Annotated in this window: 19 protein-coding genes; 5 read left to right on the top strand and 14 right to left on the bottom strand. The window is 39.0% G+C overall.

Going from position 1 to position 24,299, the window contains the following annotated elements:
- Positions 1–209: 209 nt before the first annotated feature.
- The 3 genes from M2273_RS09915 to M2273_RS09905 all read left to right on the top strand — a co-directional run bounded on the left by M2273_RS09915 (position 210) and on the right by M2273_RS09905 (position 2,818).
- On the top strand, positions 210–1,376 hold the full coding sequence (locus tag M2273_RS09915) for a galactokinase (protein WP_429396106.1): 1,167 nt from the start codon (positions 210–212) through the stop codon (positions 1,374–1,376).
- A 67-nt stretch (positions 1,377–1,443) separates the two neighbouring features.
- Positions 1,444–1,974: an RNA methyltransferase gene (locus M2273_RS09910; protein WP_429396104.1), complete on the top strand. Its 531-nt coding sequence runs from the start codon at positions 1,444–1,446 to the stop codon at positions 1,972–1,974.
- A 184-nt stretch (positions 1,975–2,158) separates the two neighbouring features.
- Positions 2,159–2,818, top strand: a complete 660-nt coding sequence (locus tag M2273_RS09905; RefSeq protein ID WP_429396101.1) for a YdeI/OmpD-associated family protein — start codon at positions 2,159–2,161, stop codon at positions 2,816–2,818.
- Between the two features lie 112 nt (positions 2,819–2,930).
- On the opposite strand, the gene M2273_RS09900 is transcribed toward M2273_RS09905, so the two are convergent.
- Positions 2,931–5,501, bottom strand: a complete 2,571-nt coding sequence (locus tag M2273_RS09900; protein ID WP_429396098.1) for a phosphoenolpyruvate carboxylase — start codon at positions 5,499–5,501, stop codon at positions 2,931–2,933.
- Between the two features lie 293 nt (positions 5,502–5,794).
- Here M2273_RS09900 and M2273_RS09895 point away from each other — a divergent pair, with 293 nt between their 5' ends.
- Positions 5,795–7,942: an FUSC family membrane protein gene (locus tag M2273_RS09895; protein WP_429396096.1), complete on the top strand. Its 2,148-nt coding sequence runs from the start codon at positions 5,795–5,797 to the stop codon at positions 7,940–7,942.
- 23 nt (positions 7,943–7,965) lie between these two features.
- On the opposite strand, the gene M2273_RS09890 is transcribed toward M2273_RS09895, so the two are convergent.
- The 13 genes from M2273_RS09890 to M2273_RS09830 all read right to left on the bottom strand — a co-directional run bounded on the left by M2273_RS09890 (position 7,966) and on the right by M2273_RS09830 (position 23,008).
- A complete protein-coding gene (locus M2273_RS09890) occupies positions 7,966–8,184 on the bottom strand; it encodes a hypothetical protein (RefSeq protein ID WP_429396094.1) in 219 nt (72 codons plus the stop codon).
- Positions 8,185–8,563: 379 nt separating this feature from the next.
- The gene (locus tag M2273_RS09885) at positions 8,564–9,052 is read right to left on the bottom strand and encodes a lipid-binding protein (protein ID WP_429396092.1); all 489 of its coding nucleotides are present in this window, start codon (positions 9,050–9,052) and stop codon (positions 8,564–8,566) included.
- Positions 9,053–9,063: 11 nt separating this feature from the next.
- Positions 9,064–9,729 (bottom strand): immunoglobulin-like domain-containing protein, encoded by a 666-nt coding sequence (locus M2273_RS09880; protein ID WP_429396090.1) that lies wholly within the window; start codon positions 9,727–9,729, stop codon positions 9,064–9,066.
- 21 nt (positions 9,730–9,750) lie between these two features.
- A complete protein-coding gene (locus tag M2273_RS09875) occupies positions 9,751–11,253 on the bottom strand; it encodes a SusD/RagB family nutrient-binding outer membrane lipoprotein (protein ID WP_429396088.1) in 1,503 nt (500 codons plus the stop codon).
- An 11-nt stretch (positions 11,254–11,264) separates the two neighbouring features.
- Positions 11,265–14,453 (bottom strand): SusC/RagA family TonB-linked outer membrane protein, encoded by a 3,189-nt coding sequence (locus tag M2273_RS09870; RefSeq protein WP_429396085.1) that lies wholly within the window; start codon positions 14,451–14,453, stop codon positions 11,265–11,267.
- Between the two features lie 620 nt (positions 14,454–15,073).
- Positions 15,074–15,943 (bottom strand): helix-turn-helix domain-containing protein, encoded by an 870-nt coding sequence (locus M2273_RS09865; RefSeq protein WP_429396082.1) that lies wholly within the window; start codon positions 15,941–15,943, stop codon positions 15,074–15,076.
- 8 nt (positions 15,944–15,951) lie between these two features.
- Positions 15,952–16,320 (bottom strand): VOC family protein, encoded by a 369-nt coding sequence (locus M2273_RS09860; RefSeq protein ID WP_429396080.1) that lies wholly within the window; start codon positions 16,318–16,320, stop codon positions 15,952–15,954.
- A 270-nt stretch (positions 16,321–16,590) separates the two neighbouring features.
- A complete protein-coding gene (locus M2273_RS09855; protein WP_429396077.1) occupies positions 16,591–16,971 on the bottom strand; it encodes a YybH family protein in 381 nt (126 codons plus the stop codon).
- Between the two features lie 46 nt (positions 16,972–17,017).
- Positions 17,018–17,788: an isocitrate lyase/PEP mutase family protein gene (locus M2273_RS09850; protein ID WP_429396074.1), complete on the bottom strand. Its 771-nt coding sequence runs from the start codon at positions 17,786–17,788 to the stop codon at positions 17,018–17,020.
- A gap of 92 nt (positions 17,789–17,880) precedes the next feature.
- Positions 17,881–18,693 (bottom strand): DUF6597 domain-containing transcriptional factor, encoded by an 813-nt coding sequence (locus M2273_RS09845; RefSeq protein WP_429396071.1) that lies wholly within the window; start codon positions 18,691–18,693, stop codon positions 17,881–17,883.
- An 85-nt stretch (positions 18,694–18,778) separates the two neighbouring features.
- Positions 18,779–19,405, bottom strand: coding sequence for a response regulator (locus tag M2273_RS09840; RefSeq protein ID WP_429396068.1), 627 nt, complete (start codon positions 19,403–19,405; stop codon positions 18,779–18,781).
- Positions 19,406–19,417: 12 nt separating this feature from the next.
- A complete protein-coding gene (locus M2273_RS09835) occupies positions 19,418–22,372 on the bottom strand; it encodes a two-component regulator propeller domain-containing protein (RefSeq protein ID WP_429396065.1) in 2,955 nt (984 codons plus the stop codon).
- 165 nt (positions 22,373–22,537) lie between these two features.
- Positions 22,538–23,008 (bottom strand): nuclear transport factor 2 family protein, encoded by a 471-nt coding sequence (locus tag M2273_RS09830; protein ID WP_429396062.1) that lies wholly within the window; start codon positions 23,006–23,008, stop codon positions 22,538–22,540.
- Positions 23,009–23,253: 245 nt separating this feature from the next.
- Between M2273_RS09830 and M2273_RS09825 the strand changes: the two genes are divergently transcribed.
- Positions 23,254–24,204 carry an aldo/keto reductase gene (locus M2273_RS09825; RefSeq protein WP_429396059.1) on the top strand — a complete coding sequence of 317 codons (951 nt, stop codon included), beginning with the start codon at positions 23,254–23,256 and terminating at the stop codon, positions 24,202–24,204.
- Positions 24,205–24,299 lie beyond the last annotated feature (95 nt).

Here is a 24,299-nt window from a genome sequence, read left to right as displayed (position 1 = left end):
TATAAAATTTAAATAGCTATTTAACCAACAGGTGATTGGTTTTTCTGTTTGAGTTGGAATCTTATAAAGCTATAAATTTTTAATGTTTGTAAAAATATTAATGCAAACCATCTAAAAAGTAATATTTTTTCAATTAAAAATTAATTTTATAACTGTAAACTTGACAATTTTTACAATATTTGCTTCCCAAATAAATATAACCTGTAATAATGAAGCATAATTTACACCAGGAATTTAACAAGCTTTACAACAAAGAGGCCGACAACGCTTATTTTTCACCCGGGCGCGTAAACCTTATTGGCGAACATATTGACTATAACGGCGGGCTGGTTATGCCCTGCGCCATTACTTTTGGCACTTATCTTTTAACATCTCCTAATGAGGATGGTGTGTTTCGTTTCAGCAGTTTGAATTTTACTGAAAAACATGAGATACCATTGCAGCAGCATTATGAAAAAGAAGGCAATGGCTGGTTTAATTTTCCTCTTGGTGTAATTGCTCATTTTTTAAAAGATGGGCACCAGCTTAAAGGTTTGGATATGCTTTATTATGGCGATATACCTATCAGCTCGGGCTTGTCATCATCAGCCTCTATCGAGGTGGTTACAGCATATGCACTGAACGATATTTTTAATGGTGGTTATAGCAAGCTTGATTTGGTGAAGCTGTCAAAATCTGTAGAAAATAACTTTATAGGTGTAAATTCAGGCATAATGGACCAGTTTGCCGTTACCTTCGGCGAAAAGAACAAGGCCCTAATGCTCAACTGTGATACACTGGACTATCAGGCGGTTGACAGTAACCTTGGCGACTACATACTGGCTATCATCAACACCAACAAACCCCGCAAACTGGCCGAATCAAAATATAATGAACGTGTACAGGAGTGTAAGGAAGCGTTGACAGCATTACAAAAAGAGCTGAATATCAATCACCTGTGCGATATTGACGCCGATACCTTTAAAAAATATGAACACCTGATAACTAACCCCGTAGTATTAAAACGGGCCAAACACGTGATTGAAGAAAACGACCGTGTAAAACTGGCTGCGGCGGCACTGGCAAATAATGATCTGGCTGAATTTGGCAAATTAATGTACGCCTCCCATGATTCGCTGCGCGACTTATACGAAGTAAGCGGCATTGAGCTGGATGCCGTTGCCGAATACAGCAAAACCAACCCTAACGTTGCCGGCGCCCGCATGACCGGAGCTGGTTTTGGCGGTTGTGCCATAGCTTTGGTTAAAGGCGATGCCTTTGATGATTACAGCAAGGGTGTAACCGAATATTATACCAATAAGATAGGTTATGCCCCATCGGTTTACAGCTCATTAATTGGCAATGGTGTAGGTTTATTAAACGTAGCAGTAAATTAAGCGATTAATCAATACTTTTGCGCAATAAAGTCCATGGTTTATTGCCCATGGACCATGAACTATAAAGATGCGCAAATTAAAGTTAGATGAGCTGAACCGGGCTTCGGTTGATGAATTTAAGGCACAGGATAAATTGCCGGTTGTGGTAGTACTTGATAATGTGCGCAGTATGCATAATATTGGTGCTATTTTTCGTACTTCGGATGGTTTTGCAGTTGAGCAGATATGCCTTTGCGGTATAACAGCCCAGCCCCCGCACCGCGAAATAGAGAAGACCGCTCTCGGCGCTACCCAATCTGTTAACTGGAGCTATTTTGAAACCCCCTTACAAGCTGTTGAACAATTGCGTAAAGATGGCTACCGCATCATAGCGGTTGAACAGGCCGAAAACAGCACCATGCTCAACGAGTTTACCCCCATCGAAAACGAAAAATATGCCCTGATATTTGGCAACGAGGTAAACGGTGTAAGCGACGAAGTAATGCAAAATATTGATGCCTGCATCGAGATCCCCCAGTTTGGCACCAAACACTCTTTTAACATTGTAGTATCGGCAGGGATAGTTCTTTGGGACTTTTTTGCAAAGCTGGCTATGTAAGGCGGGTAACTTGCTATTCACGGCTGCCTTAGATTTACGAAGTTTAACTCAAAGATATTTGTTTTTATGGGTTCGTTGAGGGCTTCGCCGTTTAAAAACTTCATAAATCTTCACACTACAATTTCAGGAATTGGTACTCAAATTTTTATTATTAAATTAGCTATACCATTTCCTATAAACCTCTATGAACGCCCTCGCTAAAAAACTGCAAATAAAACCCAATTCGCGCTGGTTGCTTTATAACGCGCCTGCAAATTATCCGGATAGTTTAACTCCCCTGCCTGACGGTGTCGAAGTGGTGTTTAATACCAGTGGCGATTTTAATGGCATTCAATTATTTGTTACCAACAGTATCCAACTGATATCAGATCTTAAGATCATCGTTCCGTTATTGAAGGAGGATACTGTTTTTTGGATCATCTACCCTAAAAAAAATTCAGGCATTGATACTGATCTTGAAATGATGAGTAGTTGGGATAGCCCTACGCAACATGGCCTCCGTCCGGTGTCTTCGGCTGCTGTTAACGAGATCTGGACAGCCCTGCGGTTTCGCCCTATTGGGCAAAGCAAACTTTCTGATGGCCGTAAAGACGCAGTTAGAAACAATGAATACGGCGAATATATTGATGTGGACAATAAAATAATAACGCTGCCTGATTATGTGAAAACGGTCCTTGAGCAGCAACCCGCTGCTTTGGCATGGTTTCAGCAACTGGCCTACAGTAATAAAAAGGAGTACCTGTTATGGATACTCACTGCCAAACAGGATAAAACCCGCCAGGATCGCTTAACCAAAATGGTTGCCATGCTGCTGGATAGAAAGAAAAATCCTTCGGATAAGTAAAACAACAAGTACAGTTTGTCATGCTGAACGCAGTGAAGCATCTATTCGCCAACTTGCATAGTTCGTTAATAGATCCTTCGCTGTCGCTCAGGATGACAAAATGAAAAAGCTTTTACGCCAGATTCCTGCCGGCGTTAACAATACCGTAAACGGTTCTGATCACCAGCTTATCATAGATCTCAGTTAATTCGCTGTCATTGCTGTTATTTAAGCGTTGTAAGGCATAATGCTGAATAATTACCAATGGTAATACTATCTTTTCGCGGATGGCTATAGAGCGGCGCTCAACCGGGTATTCTTCCATCAGTACACCGCTTCCGGTTAGGTCAAGCAGCATCTCGCGGGTAAGCTCAAATTCGTCTTTAAGCATTTTCCAGAACTCACCAAATTTTTTATCCTTTTCCAGGTAAGCGGTAACTCTGAAATCTGATTTAGACATAGACATCATACAGTTATCCAGCATCGTTTTAAAGAAACCTGATGTTCTGTATAGTTCTTTTATTTCCAGCCAGTTGCCGTCGTCCTTCATTTTTTTCAAGGCAGTACCCACACCGTAAAAACCGGGGATACTTTGTTTAAGCTGGCTCCAGGAAGTTACAAAGCTAATGGCCCGCAGGTCCTCCAGTTTAAGCGGCGCGCCGGCGTTACGCTTAGTTGGCCGGCTGCTGATATTGATACGCGACAATAATTTAAGTGGACTGAATTTTTCCAGATATTCCACAAATAAAGGATGCGCGCGCAGTGCCATGAATATTTTATAGCTTTCATCGGCCATTTCTGATATCAGGGCTTTATGCCTGTTGTCCAGCAAATCGTTATGGTTAGGGTGCAGGGCAGATATGATGCCCGCGTTGATCAGTTGCTCCATATTAAACCGGGCTGTTTCAACCGAGCCATATTGCGAGCTTACGGTTTGCCCTTGTATGGTAAGCTGAATATGATCATTAGCTATCTCGTTACCCATTGAAGCATAAAAACGGTGTGTTTTACCACCGCCGCGTGCCGGGGGGCCTCCCCTGCCATCAAAAAATGCCAGGCTCACACCATATTTTCGCGCCATGGAAGTTAACTCAACCTTAGCTTTATATATAGACCAGTTGGCCATCAGGTAACCACCATCTTTAGTACTGTCAGAAAAACCTAACATGATAGTTTGCCTGTTGCCGCGCTTTTTTAAATGCTCTGCATAGTATGGATGGGTATATAACTGCTCCATGATCTCGTCGGCACGCGACAGATCGTTCACGGTTTCAAATAGCGGCATAAAGTCAACACTCAGGTTGTCTTTTTTCCATCCGCTCCATAAAAACAGGTCGATAAGCTGCAATATATCAGATGCCTGCTGGCAGTTGCTGATGATAAAACGCTGGCAGGCTTTTTCACCATTACTTTGCTGAATTTCCCGCATCAGTCTGATGGTATCCAGTGTATCACGGGTCATATCATCAGCATCTTCGGGACAATGAAAATCGGCCTCTGTAAAAGTGATGCTCTTTAGTTTATCCTCTTCGGACAAAGCCGCATAGCCTTTAACTATACCCGTTTTAATATTTTTTACGCTGAAATCAAATACGCTGCGCAACACACGGCTATCCTGCCTGATATCCAGCGTGGCAAAATAGCAGCCAAACAAACGCACCTTTTGTATCAGGTCTTCTACAATATCAACAAACAAGCTGTCATGATCAGTCACAATGGTTTGTTTGATAGATTGCAGCAGGCTCAATAATTCGCCCTGTAGGTTTTTAGGATCGTGCTGTTCGTTGGCATTTTTGTATATCAGCTTCTCCAGCTTGGCCATAGCCTTTTCAACCCCCCTGAAAGTTATGCGGCGTTTAAGCACCCTGAAATCGCGGTAATAACACCTGAACAGGCGTTGCCTTAAAAAGCTGGCAACATCTTTAGTGGTCTGCGTGTTTACATTAGGATTGCCATCCCTGTCGCCTCCCGGCCAAAATCCAAGTTCAAGTACCTGATTAGATGCATCAATATCAAACTCTTCCACGAGTTTTGATTGTATGCCAGATACTGCATGGTAAAATATATTCTCCAGAAACCATGATAAGCTGATAGCTTCATCAACCGGTGTTGGTGATGTTTTATTGAAGAAAGGCGTTTTACCTAATTGCTGCAGCAATACATCAATATTGTTAATATCGTTAACCTTTACCGCCTCAATCAGATCAGTCATAATGCCCAGCACTGTACCGGGATAAAACTGGGTTGGGTGCGCGGTAAGCACCAGCCTTAACGAAAAATCCTTTAATTTTTCGCTGATCTTGTTACGGGTTTCATCGCTTATGGTAGCTTGCTGCAACAGGCTTTGCAGTGTACCTGAATCATCAAACTTACCTATTTTATTAAAAGAGGAATCTTCAATAGCATCAAATAAAACCACCTGCCTTTCGATATACTGTATAAACCTGAACATCCGGTTTATCTGTTCGCGGTGATCAATATCCGGTACGTACTTTTTAAAGAAGGTTTCTATAATATCAGTAGGCGACGCCTGTTTAATGGCTCCTTTTTCGCAATGTGAACTAAAAAATGGCAGTAAAATACCAGTATCCTTTACCTGGTAAAAGGGTAGTGTTTGAAATAAACTGTTATATAACTCAAACCGGGTCACAACTTCGTTATTGAAAGTTGTTTCTCTTTGACTGAGTTTTTGGGTTAATGACATAGTTTAAATAATTGAGGTAAAATTGATGGGTACAGGCTATTGCACAATACCGGGGGTGAATTTAATTATCTAAAATTAAATTTCGGCAAAAAATGATTAATTAATAAGATTATTATGTTATTAATGCCATAATTATTAAAATAAGGCTTAAAGATTTAATTTTTGTAAATTTGCAACTCAATTTCGGCTCAAAAAAAACATATAATGAAACCACCGGGAGCATAGCTAAAAAAAAGAATTTTATAACTTGCTCATGATTGCTTCACAGCCGATAAAAACGAATAATTACTTTGATGAATATTAATACCAGGGAGATAAAAAGCTTTTTTTACAGCCAGTATTTTTCTGACGGTTTGCGTATATCAGCAGGTATACTACTGCCATCATTGGTATTGTTGGAGTTTAACCTGTTTGATCTGGGGCTTACCCTGTCATTAGGTGCGCTTTGTATATGCGTAATTGATAACCCCGGTCCTGTAACTCACAAACGCAACTCCATGGGGGTGGGTAATTTATGCCTTTTTGTAGTGGCTGCCATTACCGGTTTTGCCCGGCTTAATATTTTTACCCTGGGCCTGGAGATCACGGCATTTTCGTTTCTTTTTTCCATGTTCACGGTATATGGCAACCGGGCGGCATCGGTAGGCACATCATCGTTGCTCATCATGATATTTATGATGGATAAGGCCTTGCCAGCCAGTGGTGTGCTTGCTTACAGCGCTACCATTTTAGCAGGTGGTGTATGGTACATGATTTTCAGTCTGGTGTTTTTTGGGATAAGACCTTACCGGGCGGCGCAACAAACGCTTGGCGAGAGCGTAAGCGACATTGCCAAATTTTTAAGGATCAAAGCCGACTTTTATATACCCGAAAAAGACATTGACGAAAATTATCGCAAGCTGGTATCACAACAGATACAGGTAAGTCAGCACCAGGATGCCGTACGCGAAATGGTGTTTAAAAGCAGGCTATTGGTCAGGGAATCAACCGGGGCCAGCCGTTTATTGGTGCTTACCTTTGTTGACCTTGTTGATATGTACGAACAGATTATGGCCACACACTATGATTACAGCCATATACGCGAAAAATATGAGGGCACAGGAATCCTGAATGAAATTGCCCGCATACTGCACCATATGGCCGATGAGCTGGATGATATAGCTTATATCGTGTTATCAAACACACGGCACAGGCACATGAAAGATTTTAACGTTGAGCTGGAAAAGCTGAAGTTAAAAATTGATGACATTGATAAAAACAACCTGGAAACCAGCCATCTGGTACTAAAAAAAATACTCATTAACCTGCGCACACTAAGCGAAAGCATTAACAATATATATAACTATTACAATTCCAAAGCGGCTCTCAAATCAACCGAGGTACGTGGTGATGTGGAATACTCGCAGTTTGTGACCCATCAGGATTATGCACCGCATATTTTTTTTGATAACTTAACTTTAGGTTCAAGCGCCTTTAAGCATGCTTTAAGAGTATCGCTGGTTTGCTTAATAGGTTTTATCACCGCCAAAACAGTGGCACAGGGGCACCATAGCTATTGGGTACTGCTAACTATTATTGTAATATTGAAGCCCGGTTTCAGCCTTTCGAAACAACGCAATTACCAAAGGCTTATTGGCACTATTGGCGGCGGGGCCATTGGTATAATGATATTAAGCTTTATACCAAATACAACTGCCCAGTTTATTTTTTTAATGGTATTCATGATAGGCGCCTATAGTTTTCAGCGGTTAAACTATGTGGTAAGCGTAATTTTCATGACACCATACGTGCTCATCCTGTTCAAATTTTTGGGTGTCGGCTTGTTAAATGTGGCTCAGGAACGCATACTGGATACCCTTATAGGTTCATCAATAGCACTTATAGCCAGTTATATTATATTCCCAACCTGGGAGTTTGAGCAAATTCAGGAAACCCTGCGCGATGTTATTGTTGCCAACATCAATTACCTGGTAACCATTGCCGAAAGCTTATCGGGCAAAACAACCGACACTACCCGGTACAAACTGGCCCGGAAAGAGGTGTACGTAAAATCGGCTAACTTATCGGCTACATTTGAACGAATGACATCTGAACCCAAAAGCAAGCAGCGCAAAATAAAAGAAGTGCACAAGTTTGTGGTGCTTAATCATATCCTGTCGTCGTATATAGCTAATATAGCTTCAGGATTGATTAAAAAAGAAACGCAGCAACTCCATCCTGAAGCGTTAAAGCTGGTTAAGAAAAGTATCTCAGTATTAAATGAAATCAACAAAAAACTTCATGGAGAGAATATTGAATTTAACATAGGCAAATCCATTATCAATATTGATACAGAAAAAGCTGAACCATCGGCAGAGGATAATTTGCTGAAAGAACAGCTGGGATTTATTAATAAGATCAGTTACGATATAGCAAAAGTTACCGATAATATTTTACAGTGATCTGCTATAAAAATGTAAGTCAGTTAACTATGGGCACTAACTGTACGTTTGCTGATATGTGTACTGCCGGTTTTTGCTTTTTTAGCATTATTACAGTTCTTTTTAATGCTGTGCCCTGCATCGTTTTTTAAACACACCTTTGTACTTTTTACATCTTTTGTACTTTTTACATCTTTGCTATTTAAGCAAAGGGAGGTAAAAAATAGCCCGCCGGTAACCGCTAATAAAGTAAATGTTTTCATGTTGAGTGATATGTAGTACTAAGACTGTATGAAACTGCAAAACGTTACAGGTGAATACAAAAAAGTTATTTTCGCATATTTTTCAAGCAGCTATCCGGGCCTTTACCTCATTAATTTCCACAAAAAAAGTCAGTGACCTCGCGTTACTGACTTTTTTAATTAACTATTAACTGACCAAATATCCTTAACAAAAAACTATCTGGTTCTTACAAACATAGTATGTAAATTAAAAACATGATATGTGAAAATCACCCATAATTACCCATAATATGATGTATTTATATTAGTCTAATTGTTAAAAACCTGCATAATAAAAATATCACATAAAAAACCCGGAGCATTTTACATGCTCCGGGCTATACATTATGATTATTAATTATTAATGATCATCCGAATCAAAGCGGGTTCTGGCATATCCACTATAGGTAAATGTTACACCTGGAGAGTCGCTATACTGGGCTTTAAAATATATTGAATCGGTTTTCAATTTACTTCCAGGCGCGGTGGCCGCACCTTTTATGATTTTTCCATCAGTTATTGTAACCTTTACTCCAAAATATAACTCGTCAGCGTTAGCTACCGAAAAAGTTTTATTGGCTACATCAGCATGAATTTTAGCCTTTAAACCATAATAACTTTGACTATCATCTATCCAGGCACTATCAGGCTTGTTAGAGGCTACGTTATAAATTGATATTTTGGAATAATCGGCAGTTTTACCGGTTCCATCATCAACCTGCACCCAAAACTCTCCGGAAATATCCTGAACAGCCGTTCCTCCTATTTTTTCATCCTTTTGGCAGGACGTGAATGATACTGCTACCAAAAATGCAAGTAGCGTATATACTATTATATTTATTTTTTTCATTTCTGGTAAATTTATTGTTTAACAAAGTTTCTTACAGACGTTCCGTATCCAGGATTCACAATCTTCATAGAATACCCGCTTAACGTACCACCAGGCCCTGGTGTAGATGCTTCTGATGCAGAACTTGTTGGGCTTCCATCGCTGGCATCTTGTTCTGGAATAAATATTTTATTCCCTGTGTTGTTAAATACAATTACGGTAAGATCTGTACCAGGAGCGCCGCCCGGATTAAACACGGAATACACACCAGCAACCAATTTTGTCCATACTGCAAGTGAGCCATTTATATCTCTGGCATAACTTCCGGAGAAATCATTAGCTTGTGCACTGGCTTCAGTTGAATAAACAATAACATGCCTGATTGCGCTTGCCGAAAATCCATCAACATTAGTTGCAGTGTAAGTGATAGTATACACACCTGCCGCTGCTGTACTAATTGTATTTGAGACTACCTTTACATCTGCCGTACCTGCTTTTGCTGTAGCACCGGGATCAGTAAAAGATCCTCCTTTTGCAACAATCATATAATCTTCGCCCTTAACCGTAATTTCTGGATAAGTAGTAATTTTAGAACTACCTACATATCCATCTTTATATTTAAAGTTGTCCTTACTACAGGCCGTTAACAATAAGCTTGATACTGTTAACATCACCAAATAATTTATATATTTTTTCATTTTCTATCTGCTTAAGGTTATTTATTTATTTGGTTGTCCCCACCATACTGGTGTAGTAATTGGCACCTCTGGTGGCGTATTAGAATTCCTGCTGCGTTCAGAATCAGGGAAAACTAAGCGTTTTGGGAACCGGCCTCCAGTTACACCGTTTTTTGGATACACCCATTGACCTGGATATTTTGTCGTATAATCGGGGTCAGTAGAATAAACAGGGCTTAATTCCGGATAACCGGTACGCTGCTGATCAAAGAACCCTTCTAAAGCATGAGAGTTGGGGAATGAAGCCCATTTTTGATAAATAATGGCTCTCAAATTAGCTTGCAGACTTGGGCTGTTAGGATACTTGTACGTTAAAGTATTAGGTGCGGTTAAGCTATACTGAGCAAAAGCAGCTGTAACACCAGCATCAAACTCAGTTGCTGCATTACCAACTCCATAACGGAGGGCGGCTTCTGCCTGCAAAAAGTGCGACTCTGCTTTAGTTATAAAATAAACAGGATCTGCTGATTTTAAATTCGGAGCAGTCGAAGTATAATAACTTGGATGTTCAGCCTGTGTTGCTGAGCCAAAACCCTGATCCATAGGTGTTGGGTTTGCTGTACCGAAATAAATAGCTGTACGAGGGTCATTGTTGGCAACCAACCAGCTTACAAATGTATTGCTGGCCCGTAAGTCATTACCACCCAAATTAAATACGGTGTAAGCGTAAAGCGGGTTTCTTTGATCTGTACCATCCTTAAAAATCTTTAAACCAGCATCAACATCAAGAAAATCTGCATTAGCCGTATATAGCGCCCTTACACCAGCCTGGGCCTCAGCAGCGTGTGTATTAACCATACGTAAATACATTTTTAGTTTTAATGTATTAGCAAACTGACGCCATTTATCCATTTGATCATCAGGTACGCTTACGCCATCACCACCAAACAGGAAATCAACTTTTGAATCAGGAGCAGTTAACGGAGCGCTATAATCTGCTGCTAAAGCTGCGTCAATTTCAGCTATTAAACCTTTGTAAATGGTAAATCCGTCATCAAACTTCGGGTTCAGGTTTGCAGATCCCTGAAAAGCTTCGGTATAAGGAACCTTATCATATAAATCAACCAAAACTTCATAGCTGTAAGCTTTCATGACTGTACACATTAATACAAAGTTAAATTGCTTAGCAGCCTTTGCTTTAGTAATCGCCAATTGATAATCGGCTAAAGCTCCTGAAAATAATTCGTTGTAGCCCCTATTAAAATCCTGCCTTTGAAGGTTGTAGGCATCAATGGTTTTAAACTGATTGGCAATTGGAGATTGGGTCCAGTATTGTGACCATATACCACCAATGATGTCAAGTTCGCCACCAACACTACCGGCTGTTGACACAACACCCGATGGAAATAAAACCTGCACAGTACCCTTTTCAACAGCCGGGTCATTAGGGCTAATGTTTATATCGGTGATTTTTTTGCAACCAAATGATAAACAAGTAGCTGCAAGTATGAATATTGTTTTAACTCTTATGTTTTTATTTTTCATGATGCAAATAATTAAAATGTAACTTTTAGTGAAGCACCATAGTACCTTAATGGTGGAGCAGTCCTGAACTCCCCGTATTCACTCGCCAGGTCAGTTCCATAATTTGAAACTTCTGGATCCACAACGCGGTTACCGGCAGGTAGCCATGTAATTAAGTTTCTGCCATAAATTCCAACAGACGCTTTTGAAGCACCTATTTTACTGATAAATGATTTTGGCAAATTGTAATTTAAAGTAACCTCTCTTAATTTCATGAAGCTTCTGTCTAATATATCCCTTGACCAGGCCAGCGCTTTGTTCGAAGTGGTATAGTAGTAATCATCATTATTAGCCTCACTTATAGGAGTGTTGTTTTCGGTATAACCTATAACAGCACCGCTTGCATCGATAACCCGTTGAACCGAATTTGGAACAACAAAAGGATTACGGTCATTGTAAAGCGTTTTAGGATCGGCACCCACAAAATTAAACAAATCAGCAGTTCCTGAATAAAATTTACCGCCTTTATCCCACTCTAAGGTAAAGCCTAACGTAAAGTCCTTTACACGCACGCTATTGGTAAAACCCATTACAAAATCATGCTGAAAATTGCCATAGGTACCATTTGCTGCAGCAGCAACCGGATATCCCCCGCCATCAACTATGATGTGGCCCTGAGGGTCATATGCCGGAACTGGTGCCTGCAATAAGCCAAGCGGTTGTCCTGCCACGGCAACAAACTGGCCACCGTAACCATCCTGTCCAAGTATAACTTTTTCTAATCCCGGAGGCAATGATACTACGGTACTCCTGTTACGAGAGAATGTATAAGTAAAGTCCCATTTCACTAACGAGCTTTTTACCGGGGTAGCATTAAATGCAACCTCAATCCCTGTTTCTTTAACCTTTCCAAAATTTATTAGTTGGCTTGCATAACCAGTAGATGGAGCAATTGGTACATTCAAGATCTGATCCTGACGAACTTTATGGTAAAAGGTAAGGTCTAAACCGATGCGATCATCCAGGAACCTAAACTCACCACCAACTTCATATTCCTTAACACGTTCTGGCTTTAAACCTGAAGTATAAAGCGTATTTGCTACACTAAAGCCCGGAACACCCTGAAAAGGAAATGTCAGATTACCAAAACCAAGAGGTACACTGGTAGCGTTTAACACATTAAGCGTGCTATACGGATCGGTATCACTACCTGTTTCACCATAGCTACCTCTTAATTTAATGTAAGTTACTTTACTACTATTAATTCCCAGTGCCTGTGATAATACGTATGACAAGTTTGCAGCAGGATAAAAATAACTGTTGTTACCTGTTGCTAAAGTTGATGTAATATCATTACGACCGGTTACTGTTAAATACAGATAATCTTTATAACCAATTGTAGCCTGACCATAAAAAGCTAACAAACGACGATGTATTTCCTCTTCGGAAGCAAAAGGTTGATTTGAACTATTTGACAAGTTAAAAAAGTCTGGAATAGCTAAGCCTTCAATTCTGCTTATATGTGAACGTGAACCACGATCATTGTAGTTTGCACCTAATAAACCATTGATCTCAAAATTAGAGAACTTTTTATTAAACAGCGCCTGTAATTTACTATCATACTCAAAGTTCTGGAAATTATCTTCTTCAACACTACCTACGTCAGGTTTTCTCACAGCACTTTCTGTATTGGCACCACCTACCCAGCTACCAGGAGTTGGGTAGTTTGAGTTAAACCATATTTTGTTTCCCATGTTGGAAACATCTGCACCCTGTTGAAAGTTAAGTGTTAACCAGTCTGTAACTTTATAGTTCATGTTAACGTTGCCATAAAAACGATCGTTTTTGCTATGGCTGCCATTTTCATTTAAGCTGTAGAATGGGTTTACGGCAAAAGGAGTATAATAATTGTCTATGTTAAAGTATTGGTTTTTATAATCCCTTAAATCCTTAATAGGCACAGAGCCCGGAATTTGCAGGATGTTTTCATAAAATGTAGAAGCTATACCTGTTGGCCCCTGACCGGTTGCTACGAAATTTCCATTTTTACCAACATAGTTAAGAGAGGCATCGATAGAAAAGTTTTTATATGTGGTTGATCCTTTTAAAGTGAAGTTATTCCTTTTAAATTTATCTGCCGGACCAGGCAGGATACCATTCGAATAGATATTATTGTATGAAAACAAATAGGTAGTAGCATCTGTACCACCGCTTATTGAAATATTATTATTTAAATCAATGCCACGATCAAATGCGTCTCTTACGTTATTTTGTATAAAAGAAAAAGGTCTTAATAGTTGAGTATTATCAACTACTGCACCCCAAGGCTGAGTTAAGCCTGTATATTTAGGGCCCCAGTTTCCATTTTCACCTAATACGAAGTGTCCATCCCACCCTTGACCAAACACATCCTGTGGTTTGTAAACGAAGGCAAGATCAGTCATGGTTGCCGCACTTGAAAATTCAACAACCGGTTTACCTGATTTCCCTTTTTTGGTAGTAATAACAATAACACCGTTTGAACCGCGGGAACCGTAAATAGCGGTTGCAGCCGAGCCCTTAAGAATTGATATGTTATCAATCTGGTTTGGATCAATATCATTTGCGTTGTTACCAAAGTCAAAGTTGTCATCTGATCCTCTGCGTGAGTTATCCAACGGCACACCGTCTATAATAAATAAAGGTTGGTTGGTACCTGTTAATGAAGTATAACCACGTAAGATTATTTTAGTTGAACCACCGGCACTACCACCTACGTTTGATATGTTTACACCTGCTACTTTACCTTGTAAAGCTCCAAAAGGGTTATTAGGTGCAGATCTGTTTATATCCTCATTTTTAACTGTAGTTTGTGCATAACCTAAAGTTTTTTTGGCTTTGCTTATACCCAAACCAGTTACCACAATTTCGCCTAATTGTTTACTGCTTAAGATTAGTACGACATTCATGATGTTTTTGGTAACAACAACTTCCTGAGTTGCATACCCGATAAATGAAAAGACCAGCGTTGTGCCATTTGCCACATTCACGGTGTATTTACCATCGGTACCGGTTTGTGTCCCCTGACTGGACCCTTTGATTTTTACCGTTACTCCAGGGATAGGTAAACCCTCATCCTGCGAAGTAACTGTACCGGTTACGGTTTGATTTTGTGCAAAGGCCATTGAAGCCGCGCAGCAGAAAAAACAAACCATGAAAATTTTAAGTAATTTGTGCTTCATGCTTTTTTTATTTGTTATTAGATATAATTTTTAGATTTTTTCACGTTTTAACTTTGAATAAAAGTTTATTAACCGAAAAAAGTTAAGTATCCGGTTCTATTTGTCCATTTTTCATATTTATTATTTTTTTGATTTATAGATAGTTGAAGAATTTAAGGCCCCTATATAAAAGTTCCTTTCACTCTGAAAAAATATTTCTTTAACTATAACTTAAAGAACAAGCGGGGTAACTTGATATCTTAAATGAATACTTTTTTAGGCGTGTTGAACTAACGAGTTAAAGAAGATTTAATAAGGTTTATGATGAGTGCCAATTGATAGGATACAATTGAAAAATACCACGTTGTGGGGTATTTACGTAGCATCAGGCACAATAATACAATGAATATTAAATTTACGCAGGTGCTATTATCATAGAATAAGTGTTTAATAGTTAATTATATAATAAGTATAGTGACAGACTATATGACTAATACAAACACAATAGTAGCAAATGAATTTATTGCAGGATGTGCGAGAATCACCATTTTGATAGTTTTCGCACATTAATGAGGCGGGATTTATAGGCAAGCTTATTATAATAATTATATTATTATTTTATCTATAAAGCAAATAGCCGCTCAGGCTATTTGCCGGTATTTTAAAGGCGTAATTTTATAATGGGTTTTAAACAGCCTGATAAAAGAACTGGGGCATTCAAAACCAATAAGATTCACTACCTCGTTAATTGGATATGTGGTACTTTTTAACAATAGCTGGGCTCTTTTTAAACGCAATTGTATTAAAAACTGGTGTGGCGTTAAATTAAATGCCTGTTTAAATGTGCGCAAAAGGTGATTAACCGAAAGGCATGAATATTCTGCCAGGTCTTCGAGGCTTATATTTTGGTTATAATTACTGTACAGATATTCTTTAGCCAGGTTAAGCCTGCGCAAAATTTCAATTTTTGTACTTGGGTTTAAAAAATGAAGTTTTTCTGCCTTATTCAGTATTTCCTCGTTATAAATAGTGAAATAGTTAATGAGGCAGTGGGTTAAATACTCGTTTATCAGGAGCTCATCATGCATGCCATTATCCAGGTATTGTTTAAGGTGATATACGTTGTACATGATATCGCCACTAAACGGATAAATAGTTTCATCAAATTCCTGTTGCTGCTTTGTTTTATACCCGTTTCTGTTTACCAGCCGGTTATCCGTAAAAGCCCAGTATTCCTTAAAGTCCTCCAAAAATTGCTGATCAAAGTTGATGCTGAATGATTGTACCGGCACACTTGAATCTGTATCGGTTGAGTATTGTGTACCCCTGTTCAATATCAAAAAAGAATCGGGATATATTGATAAATGCCGCCTGCCAATGTCATAACGTTCATTCCCGGTAAAAACAAACCTCAAACTAAAATCAGAACTATATTGCTGATTTTGCCTTTGGCTGCTGGTACGGCTGTATATCTTATTATTGTTCCGTAATGTTTTTGAATAATCCATCATATAAAAATTTATATTTCTGTATAATTTCTTTCCTCCAATAAAATAAACCGGTTACCTCCCGGATCTAAAAACTCGGCTGCCAGGCCTGTAGGCAGGTACCGCGGGGCTGCATAAAAAAACACACCAGCAGTTTTATATAAATGATAATCTTTCAGGCAGTCCTCGGTATTTAATATGATACAGCTTTTAAAAGTGTTGTTACTGTTGCCACCGGCAACAACCAGTGCAACATCCAAATTATCAGCTTGTAGTACAGTGCACCCCTCTCCCTCTATAAAACAAATATTGCTGATGGCGTTAAAGCCCAGTTTTTGTGTATAAAAATCTATTTGCGCGTCAGCGTCCTCTGCAAAAACAGGGATATATTTCAATTTCATGTTATAAATAAGTCTTACAAAGATTTTTTAGGAAATCAGCCCAATATCATAGCGTGATTATCAGGGTGATATTTAGTGTGGGATGCAATAGCCGGTCAGTAAAAACTATTGCACGTATCAAAGATAGCTTAGCTAATCAGGCAGTGTATCCCCCAAATAGGGGGATTTATTTATTATTGCCTGTTATATCATAAACAATAGTTTACAATTGGTTTTACAAAGCTACATAGTTATAAGCATAAAGTTGCATCAGCGGGAATACATCCGATACTATGCCACAAGATTAGCTTCGGCGCCAAATGCCTGATCTATAACAATTTTCCAGGTACCGTCGGCTTGTTGTTTCATTACTTCAATACCTTTGGCGCTTATCTTAACTTCATTACCATCTGTAATATTCCATTCCGACCGTCCCACGGCAATGTTTCCTGTTTGAAGACAATAAACGGTTTTAATTTCCATTTTTCCTTTAATGGATAAAATGGCTTTTATCGCTTCTTCAAATTGTTCTTTGCCTGATACTGGTTTTCCGGGTTCTGGTACAATAATGCCTGTAACATCATACATGTTCATTACTGTGGCTACATCACCGGTGTTATAGGCGGCTGCAAGTGTTGCATGAGCATCTTCGGCTCTTTTGGGTAGGTTCATTTTTTTGAGTTTTTATTTGTGAATAATTTTATTTGATATTTAAAAATCAGGAAAGGATAGCCGAGAAGTTTTTCTGGTCATTAATTGCCTTGGCAAGTTTCCCGGCGTTATCATAAACCTTGTTAAAAAGAAACGGCCCCATACTAATCCTTTTTACACCCAGCGATCCCAGCTCGTCAAAATTTGGCAGGTTAGGCATACACATTACGTTAATAGGAAGGCTGGCGGCTTTAACTACAGCTTTAATGTCATTCCCGTTGGTGATACAAGGAACAAAAATCCCGTTGGCGCCTGCGTTTTCGTAGCTTTTAATGCGGGTAAGTGTTTCATCAAGCGCCGTTGGCATACCCAAAAGGAATCCGTCGGTCCTGACATTTAAAAATAGTTGCAAATTATTTCGGCTGATGTGTGCTGCAACTGCCGAAAGGATTTTTTGAAATTCAGCGACAGGTTGTAACTGGCGCGTAGCACCTGCAATGGTATCTTCCAGGTTTATTCCAACCACGCCGGCATCATGCAGTTTGTTTATATTTTCAATAATGCCGTTAATGCTGCGGCTATACCCTCCTTCCATATCAACAGAAAAAGGTATCCGCACTACATCAACTACCCTTTTAGCTAATTGAAGCAGGATTTCAAACGGGAGGTTTTCCCCATCCTCATAACCCAATGAATTTGATAGTGCCTGGCTGGATACGCCGATTGCTTTATAGCCATTGGCTTCAAATATCTTTGCGCTGTGCACATCCCAGATATTTCCTAACACAAAAGGAGTTGAATTTTGATGTAGCTGTGAAAATGTTTCAAAAGTGCTCATACAATAAAAGTTTACTTTGTTTGATAATTATTTTTATCAAAGGTATTGTAGCAGTAAACCTTAAAATTGTATAAACCGGAACAGTTTTGAAATTATTGAAATAAGAGCTGGTTAACAGGGGATATGTTTTCCAGATATGCAGAAGGAGTAACGCCGGTAAATGATTTAAAATCCCTTATAAAATGTGATTGGTCAAAATAACCGCAGTCATACGCGATAGAAGTGAAAGGCTGATCATTTTTAGCAATAAGCTTAAGGCTAAACTGAAACCGGTTTATTTTATTGAATGATGTTGGCGAGAGGCCGGTATGCTGATAAATTAATTTGTGCAGGTAACGGGGGGTAATGCCATGCCGTGATGCAATATTACCAAGGTTATTTTCGGCCGGGTTCTTTTTTATACTCGTTAAAATATGGGCAACCTTATCAATCCTGAAAGATTTTTTTTGATTGCCTATTAATCTTTTTAGTAAGAAAGTTTCTATAAGCTCTATTCTTTTATCCTGGTCTTTTGTTTCCAAAAGCTGCGCATGCAAAACCTTTGCCGGGCTACCTATTATATCATACAGGTCGGAGATATGATCGTTAAACAGCCCTATTTCATCATTAAAAAAATATGCCAGCGAGTGTGTAAAAAATTTAATGCCAAGCATGGTATGCCTGCCCTTCGATCTTATGGCCAACGGTTTTGTGATCTGGCCCCATAATTCTATTTGAGGAGTCTTGAAGAATTTATTTTCAACTGACGATTCCCATATACCCTCACCAAGATTAAAGATCACTTCCATATTGCCACTTGGAAATACGGTATCCTCGAATCCGGCGTCTGAATCAGATTCAAAGATATAGTAGTGCTTTATGTAAGGCTTTAAGATGTCAGATGGTGAAAAATACTTAAATTCCATAATGTAAAATTACGATCTTAATATTTTTATTAATAAACACATAAACAAAGCTACTGTATATCAATTAACTAAACAACCCCACTAATCAGATCAGCTTATTTTGCTTGGCCATTTTAATAGCATCGGCACGGGAGTTAACATCAAGTTTAATATATATATTTTTGATATGGCTGCGCACGGTTTCCAGATCAATAAATAATTCTTTGGCAATTTGACTGCGGCTTTTGCCATCGCCAATAAGCTCAAGTATCTGGGTTTCGCGTTTGGATAATGGCGACTCCTGATTTTTTTGGAACGAACGTATAACCAGCTTGGCAATATTAATGCTCATGGGACCACCGCCCTCTTTTACTTCCTTAATTGACTCAATTATTTTGGTTGAGGGGGTATTTTTGGTAAGATAGCCCGATGCGCCGTTGGCCAGCGCATTGAATATTAACTTTTCTGATTCATAAACCGTTAAGATCAATACAAAGCATTGCGGCAGCAGCTTTTTTAATTTGGGGATGGCATCCACCCCATTAGTACCCGGCAGTTCAATATCCAGCAGTATAACATCGGGATGATCTGATACTATTTTTTTAACAGCTTCATCATACGAGCAATAAGTGCTTACCACCTCATACCCTTCTGTTGCACCAATTAAGTAGGCATAACCATTTCTTATAGTTTCATCATCCTCAATAATGGTTATTTTAATATTACGGTTCATATAGGTTTATAATTAAGCAGCAACGTTTTTCCTGAACTTCAATTCAACTGATGTTCCCCTGCCCTCTTCCGAAACAATAAGCAGTTCGGCATTAATACGTTTGGCCCTGGCTTTTATGTTATGCATGCCATGACCTTTTGTAATGTTTTCGCATTTAAAGCCCTTACCATCATCAATAAGGCGCAGCCTCACTTCATTTTTATCAATATACATCCACTGTAATATAACATGATTGGCTTCGGCATGTTTAAGTACATTATTCAACGATTCCTTAAATATCATGGTAATATTACGGCTATATTCCATGGGCAATTTAATTTGATGTAAACTTTCATCTATGCCTTCAAACTTAAAATCTGCCGGCACATCCTGAAAAAGCTCAATACCAATTTCTTTAATATGTACTAAAGTTTCATATAAATTATCGCTTTTGGGGTCAAGCGCCCACAAAATATCCTTGGTTCCGTTGTACAGGGCGGCGGCGTTTTGTTTAATTTGATCAACAAGGCCGCGCTGATCTATTTTATTAGGGTCAATTTTAGCGTTCAATATCTCTGAGAGTATGGCTATCCGGGTAAGCTTATTGCCCAGGTCGTCATGAAAATCTTCGGCCGTTTGCTGCCTTATTTTTATTTTCTCTTCGCGTTTCATGGCCTCAATTACCTGCTGACGCTGTATTTTACCATGGTGCCAGATATTTTGCAATCCAAATCCTATCAAAACAAAAAACACTACTGCCGATATCCGGAAAGTAAGGGTTCTGTAAAACGGTGGTACAATTTCAAAGCTAAAATTAGCCGTACCTGCCGATACCTTACCATCAGGGCTAATAGACTTAACCTTAAAGGTATATTTGCCAGGCGGTAATGATGGATATTCAACAATATTGTTTTTTACCGGCGAACAAAATGTACTATCAAGACCAACCAGCTTATAGCGGTACGATACCCCATCGGGATTTTTTAAATAAATACCTAAAAAAGAAATGGCCAGGTGGTTTTGATTATAATTTAACCGGGCTCCATCACTTAAATATACATAATTAGTATCCCTGTTACTGCCTATCTTTGGCATTAGCTTTACACTCTCAATAAGAATGTGCGGCGGCGGCGATGGTTTCATTTTTACCCGGGTGTTGTAAACCATAACCGCTTTAGTGGTGCCTACCCATATTTGATGGTCTTTGTAAAGTATAGCGTTTTGGTTGGTTTCAAATATGGGTTCTTTTGAGCCTGTATTATCAATCACCATAAACCGCTTTGAATCGGCGTTAAACTGCATACGGTTAACCCCTCTGCCTGTCCCTATCCAAATTTTACCAAACTCATCAGCTATTAAACTATATATAGCATTGGCCTTAAGGCCGTCATTTACCGTATAGTTTTTTAAATGTCCGCTTTTCATGTCCCAGGCGAACAGGCCCCGGTCATCAGTACCAATCAGCATGATATCATGATATTTGATCATGGAAAGAATGGCACAGTTTTTAAGCAAATTTTGATTAAAGGTGTTCACTACCTTTTTATTTAATGACAATACAATCCCATTTTGTGTACCGATAAATAACGAATCGCGCCCGGTTACTACCAGCGATGATGAAAATGAAGATACGCCCTCCAGTTGTTTCAGCAAACCATTCTCGTAATAATAGCAACCCATTGAAGTAGCCAGCCAAATAATTCCGCTGCTATCGGCTGTTATACAATTATAGCTTATTTCATCGCTTCCTTTTACCTGCCTGAAACCTTTTTCATCATACTGCCATAATCCCGATTGGGAAGTACCTATCCAGGTAATTTTATTTTTATCAGTATATAAGCATTGTATCCCCTTTAAAGCTTTAGGCGCTTTAGGTGTAGGTATATTGGTTAATTTTTTACCATCATACCTTATTAACCCGCCGCCATCAGCACCCAGCAAAATATGGTTGTCCCAGTCCAGGGTAAGGGCCATTACTATTTTTGAATCGGGCAATCCCTGCGAACCGTCAAAAGTTACATACTTGTTACCCTCACAACGATACACTCCATTACCCAGGCTACCCAACCATAAATTATTATCAGCATCGTTATAAATATCAGCTATAGAGTTATCGGTAAGCCCGTTTGATGAGTTGTAATGAATTATATCATCGTCAACAATACAATAGGCGCCATTATCTGTACCTATCCATAAATCACCAAAAGCATCTTGCGCAATGCTAAGTAATTGCTCTTTTACGGTTGCCATTTGTTTAACGGCATAAGGCATAATCTGATTATTGCTGATATAATACAAACCGTTCCAGGTTAAGATGTATATTTTTTGTTTATCAAACCTGTCAAACAAAATTTCCTTTACCTGTACAGATCCATACTTTGCATTAAACGGGGTTGAGTAAACCCATTTATTACCACTTAAATTATATATCCCTTTTTGATAAACCGCCGCATAAAGTTTACCTGAGCTATCTACAGCAACAGCGGTTACTTTATCGCTATCACTTAATATGGCAGGTTGCATTTTATCGCCGGTAATTTTAAACAACCTGTAACCCATTATAACCCAAACTGTGCCGGCGCCATCCTGGGTTATACTGGTAACTACATTGCGTTTTAGGGATATTGCAGGCTTATAGTTTTTAATTTTGCCATTATAAAGCATGGCCAGCCCATCAAGTGTTCCAAACCAGGTATGGCCGGTTTTATCAGAAAAAACGGTGCCCACAAAATTATTAGGCAAGCCATCTTGTCTTGAATAACCCAAAAAATCCTTCCCATCAAAACGACAGGCACCTCCAAACGTAGCTATCCAAAGGCGATGGTCGCTATCCATTGAAAACTTGTTCACCTGCGATTGTATCAGCCCGTCTTCAATATCAAAATGCGAAAACGTATATTTTTGCGCAAAAACCGGGTGTGTTTGTATTAAACAAAACCAAACCACACACACCAACATGATCACCCGATATAAGAAATTCTTGTTCAATTACACTCAGTTTAAATAGTTTGCAGTATTACTGCAATTTAACCTCAAAATAAGGTTAAATAAAATAAAAAAAATCACCCTTTTGGGGTGATTAAATATCATAGTGCCAATTGGATAAATTGGCTCCTATGAATCTGTATAATATAATAAGATCAGTTACTAATCTCAGTTTTTAGCTGTTACCGGCTCTTTATTATCGGGTATTTCAATATCATCAAACATTTTGCAAACCTGTGTAATTTTCCATTCCTGGTTATCATTTTTTTCAACTATCAGGTAATTATGCTGTATATTATCATGATAGGTAAAATCAACCCTGGCAATTACCAATGCATCGCTATTGGCAAGTACTTCATAATTTGACTGGCAGTTTTGTTGCGTACCAGCAGTGTTCTTCATTGCCTCAACCAAACTTGATTTGTCCTGATGGATCACCTTTTCGCCACGGGGTATTTTAAAACTGGAGTTTTCATCCAATACCTTATTTAACTTTTTATAATTTGAGCTCATGTGGCTGTCAATAAAATCGCGGATAACGGCAGTACAACCGGCCTCAACTTTTGGACCAGTATAGGCAAACAGCGTGGTGGCAGATAATAAGCTTATTACACAAGCCACTAAAAATTTATTTTTCATTGTGATATTATTTTTATCAAATGTCACTATGGTTTTAAAACAAAAATGTGTGTATAGCACCTTAAAAATATGCGTATAACACCAATTGGTCATTGATTTGTCAGTACTGCTCTTGCCTTATTTTTTTCTTGTGAAATTGAAACAACCTTTAAACCCCCTATTGCTGATTATTTTAATTTGCCGACAAACAATTAGTACTTATAGCAACTTCTAATTAATAACTTAGGATTCTTTAATTAAGCACTATGGAAAAACGTGAATTGGGTAATTCCGGCCTAAAAACCGCGCCATTGATTTTTGGCGGCAATGTGTTTGGGTGGACAGTTAAGGGTAACGATAACGCCATTTTACTGGATGCATTTTTAGATGCCGGTTTTAATGCCGTTGATACCGCCGATGTTTACTCGGCCTGGAGACCGGGCAATAAAGGTGGAGAATCAGAAACAGAAATTGGCAAGTGGCTTAAGCAAAGCGGTAAGCGCGACAAGGTGATCATAGCTACCAAAGTAGGCGCGGAATTCAGGGAAGGTAAAAAAGGGCTAAAAAAGGAATATATTATTAAATCTGCCGAGGATTCATTGAAGCGCCTGCAAACTGATTATATTGACTTGTACCAGTCGCACTATGATGATGCCTCAACCCCGGTTGAAGAAACACTGCGGGCTTATGAGCATTTGATCAGGGAGGGTAAAGTAAGAGCTATTGGCGCTTCTAATTTTTCTGTCGAACGGTTCCATGAATCGCTTAAAGTAAGTCGCGAAAAAGGACTGGCCGCTTACCAAACCATACAACCCGAATACAATTTGTTTGACAGGCAAAATTACGAAACCACGTTTGAACCATTTATAAAAGAGCAAAACATTGGTGTTATCAGCTATTTTTCATTAGCAAGTGGCTTTTTAAGCGGCAAATACCGGTCGGCAGCCGATCTGGAAGGTAGTAACAGGACCAATTCAGTCAAAAAATATTTAACCGAACGGGGTTTCCTTATATTAAAAGCGTTGGATGAAGTTGCTGCGCAATACAACAGCAATCCTGCAGCTGTTGCTTTAGCCTGGCTAATTGCCCGGCCCGGCATAACCGCGCCAATAGCAAGCGCCACCAGTATACCCCAGCTTAATCAACTTACACAGGCGGCAACGCTGCAGTTAAGCAATGAAGCTATTGAAGTGCTGACCATAGCAAGCGCTTATTAAAGGCTAATCAGGATTGAACCCGTTCCGGCTTGTGGTATTATTCAATTATCGTTGAATAGTACCATTAAAAATAAAAATAGTACCATTACAAGTGG

Origin of the sequence: Mucilaginibacter lappiensis (assembly GCF_050433765.1) — a bacterium.
In the GTDB taxonomy this organism is placed as follows: domain Bacteria; phylum Bacteroidota; class Bacteroidia; order Sphingobacteriales; family Sphingobacteriaceae; genus Mucilaginibacter; species Mucilaginibacter lappiensis_A.
The sequence above is the reverse complement of the archived record's forward strand: the minus strand, read 5'-3'. Positions and strand labels throughout refer to the sequence as shown.

Excerpts from the sequence above, each read along its gene's own strand:
- M2273_RS09910 (WP_429396104.1), top strand. The coding sequence starts at position 1,444 with ATGCGCAAATTAAAGTTAGATGAGCTGAACCGGGCTTCGGTTGATGAA.
- M2273_RS09855 (WP_429396077.1), bottom strand. The coding sequence starts at position 16,971 with ATGAACCTACCCAAAAGAGCCGAAGATGCTCATGCAACACTTGCAGCC.
- M2273_RS09865 (WP_429396082.1), bottom strand. The coding sequence starts at position 15,943 with ATGATGGATTATTCAAAAACATTACGGAACAATAATAAGATATACAGC.
- M2273_RS09825 (WP_429396059.1), top strand. The coding sequence starts at position 23,254 with ATGGAAAAACGTGAATTGGGTAATTCCGGCCTAAAAACCGCGCCATTG.
- M2273_RS09875 (WP_429396088.1), bottom strand. The coding sequence starts at position 11,253 with ATGAAAAATAAAAACATAAGAGTTAAAACAATATTCATACTTGCAGCT.
- M2273_RS09885 (WP_429396092.1), bottom strand. The coding sequence starts at position 9,052 with ATGAAAAAAATAAATATAATAGTATATACGCTACTTGCATTTTTGGTA.
- M2273_RS09850 (WP_429396074.1), bottom strand. The coding sequence starts at position 17,788 with ATGAGCACTTTTGAAACATTTTCACAGCTACATCAAAATTCAACTCCT.
- M2273_RS09845 (WP_429396071.1), bottom strand. The coding sequence starts at position 18,693 with ATGGAATTTAAGTATTTTTCACCATCTGACATCTTAAAGCCTTACATA.
- M2273_RS09870 (WP_429396085.1), bottom strand. The coding sequence starts at position 14,453 with ATGAAGCACAAATTACTTAAAATTTTCATGGTTTGTTTTTTCTGCTGC.
- M2273_RS09890 (WP_429396094.1), bottom strand. The coding sequence starts at position 8,184 with ATGAAAACATTTACTTTATTAGCGGTTACCGGCGGGCTATTTTTTACC.
- M2273_RS09880 (WP_429396090.1), bottom strand. The coding sequence starts at position 9,729 with ATGAAAAAATATATAAATTATTTGGTGATGTTAACAGTATCAAGCTTA.
- M2273_RS09895 (WP_429396096.1), top strand. The coding sequence starts at position 5,795 with ATGAATATTAATACCAGGGAGATAAAAAGCTTTTTTTACAGCCAGTAT.
- M2273_RS09915 (WP_429396106.1), top strand. The coding sequence starts at position 210 with ATGAAGCATAATTTACACCAGGAATTTAACAAGCTTTACAACAAAGAG.
- M2273_RS09830 (WP_429396062.1), bottom strand. The coding sequence starts at position 23,008 with ATGAAAAATAAATTTTTAGTGGCTTGTGTAATAAGCTTATTATCTGCC.
- M2273_RS09905 (WP_429396101.1), top strand. The coding sequence starts at position 2,159 with ATGAACGCCCTCGCTAAAAAACTGCAAATAAAACCCAATTCGCGCTGG.
- M2273_RS09860 (WP_429396080.1), bottom strand. The coding sequence starts at position 16,320 with ATGAAATTGAAATATATCCCTGTTTTTGCAGAGGACGCTGACGCGCAA.
- M2273_RS09900 (WP_429396098.1), bottom strand. The coding sequence starts at position 5,501 with ATGTCATTAACCCAAAAACTCAGTCAAAGAGAAACAACTTTCAATAAC.
- M2273_RS09840 (WP_429396068.1), bottom strand. The coding sequence starts at position 19,405 with ATGAACCGTAATATTAAAATAACCATTATTGAGGATGATGAAACTATA.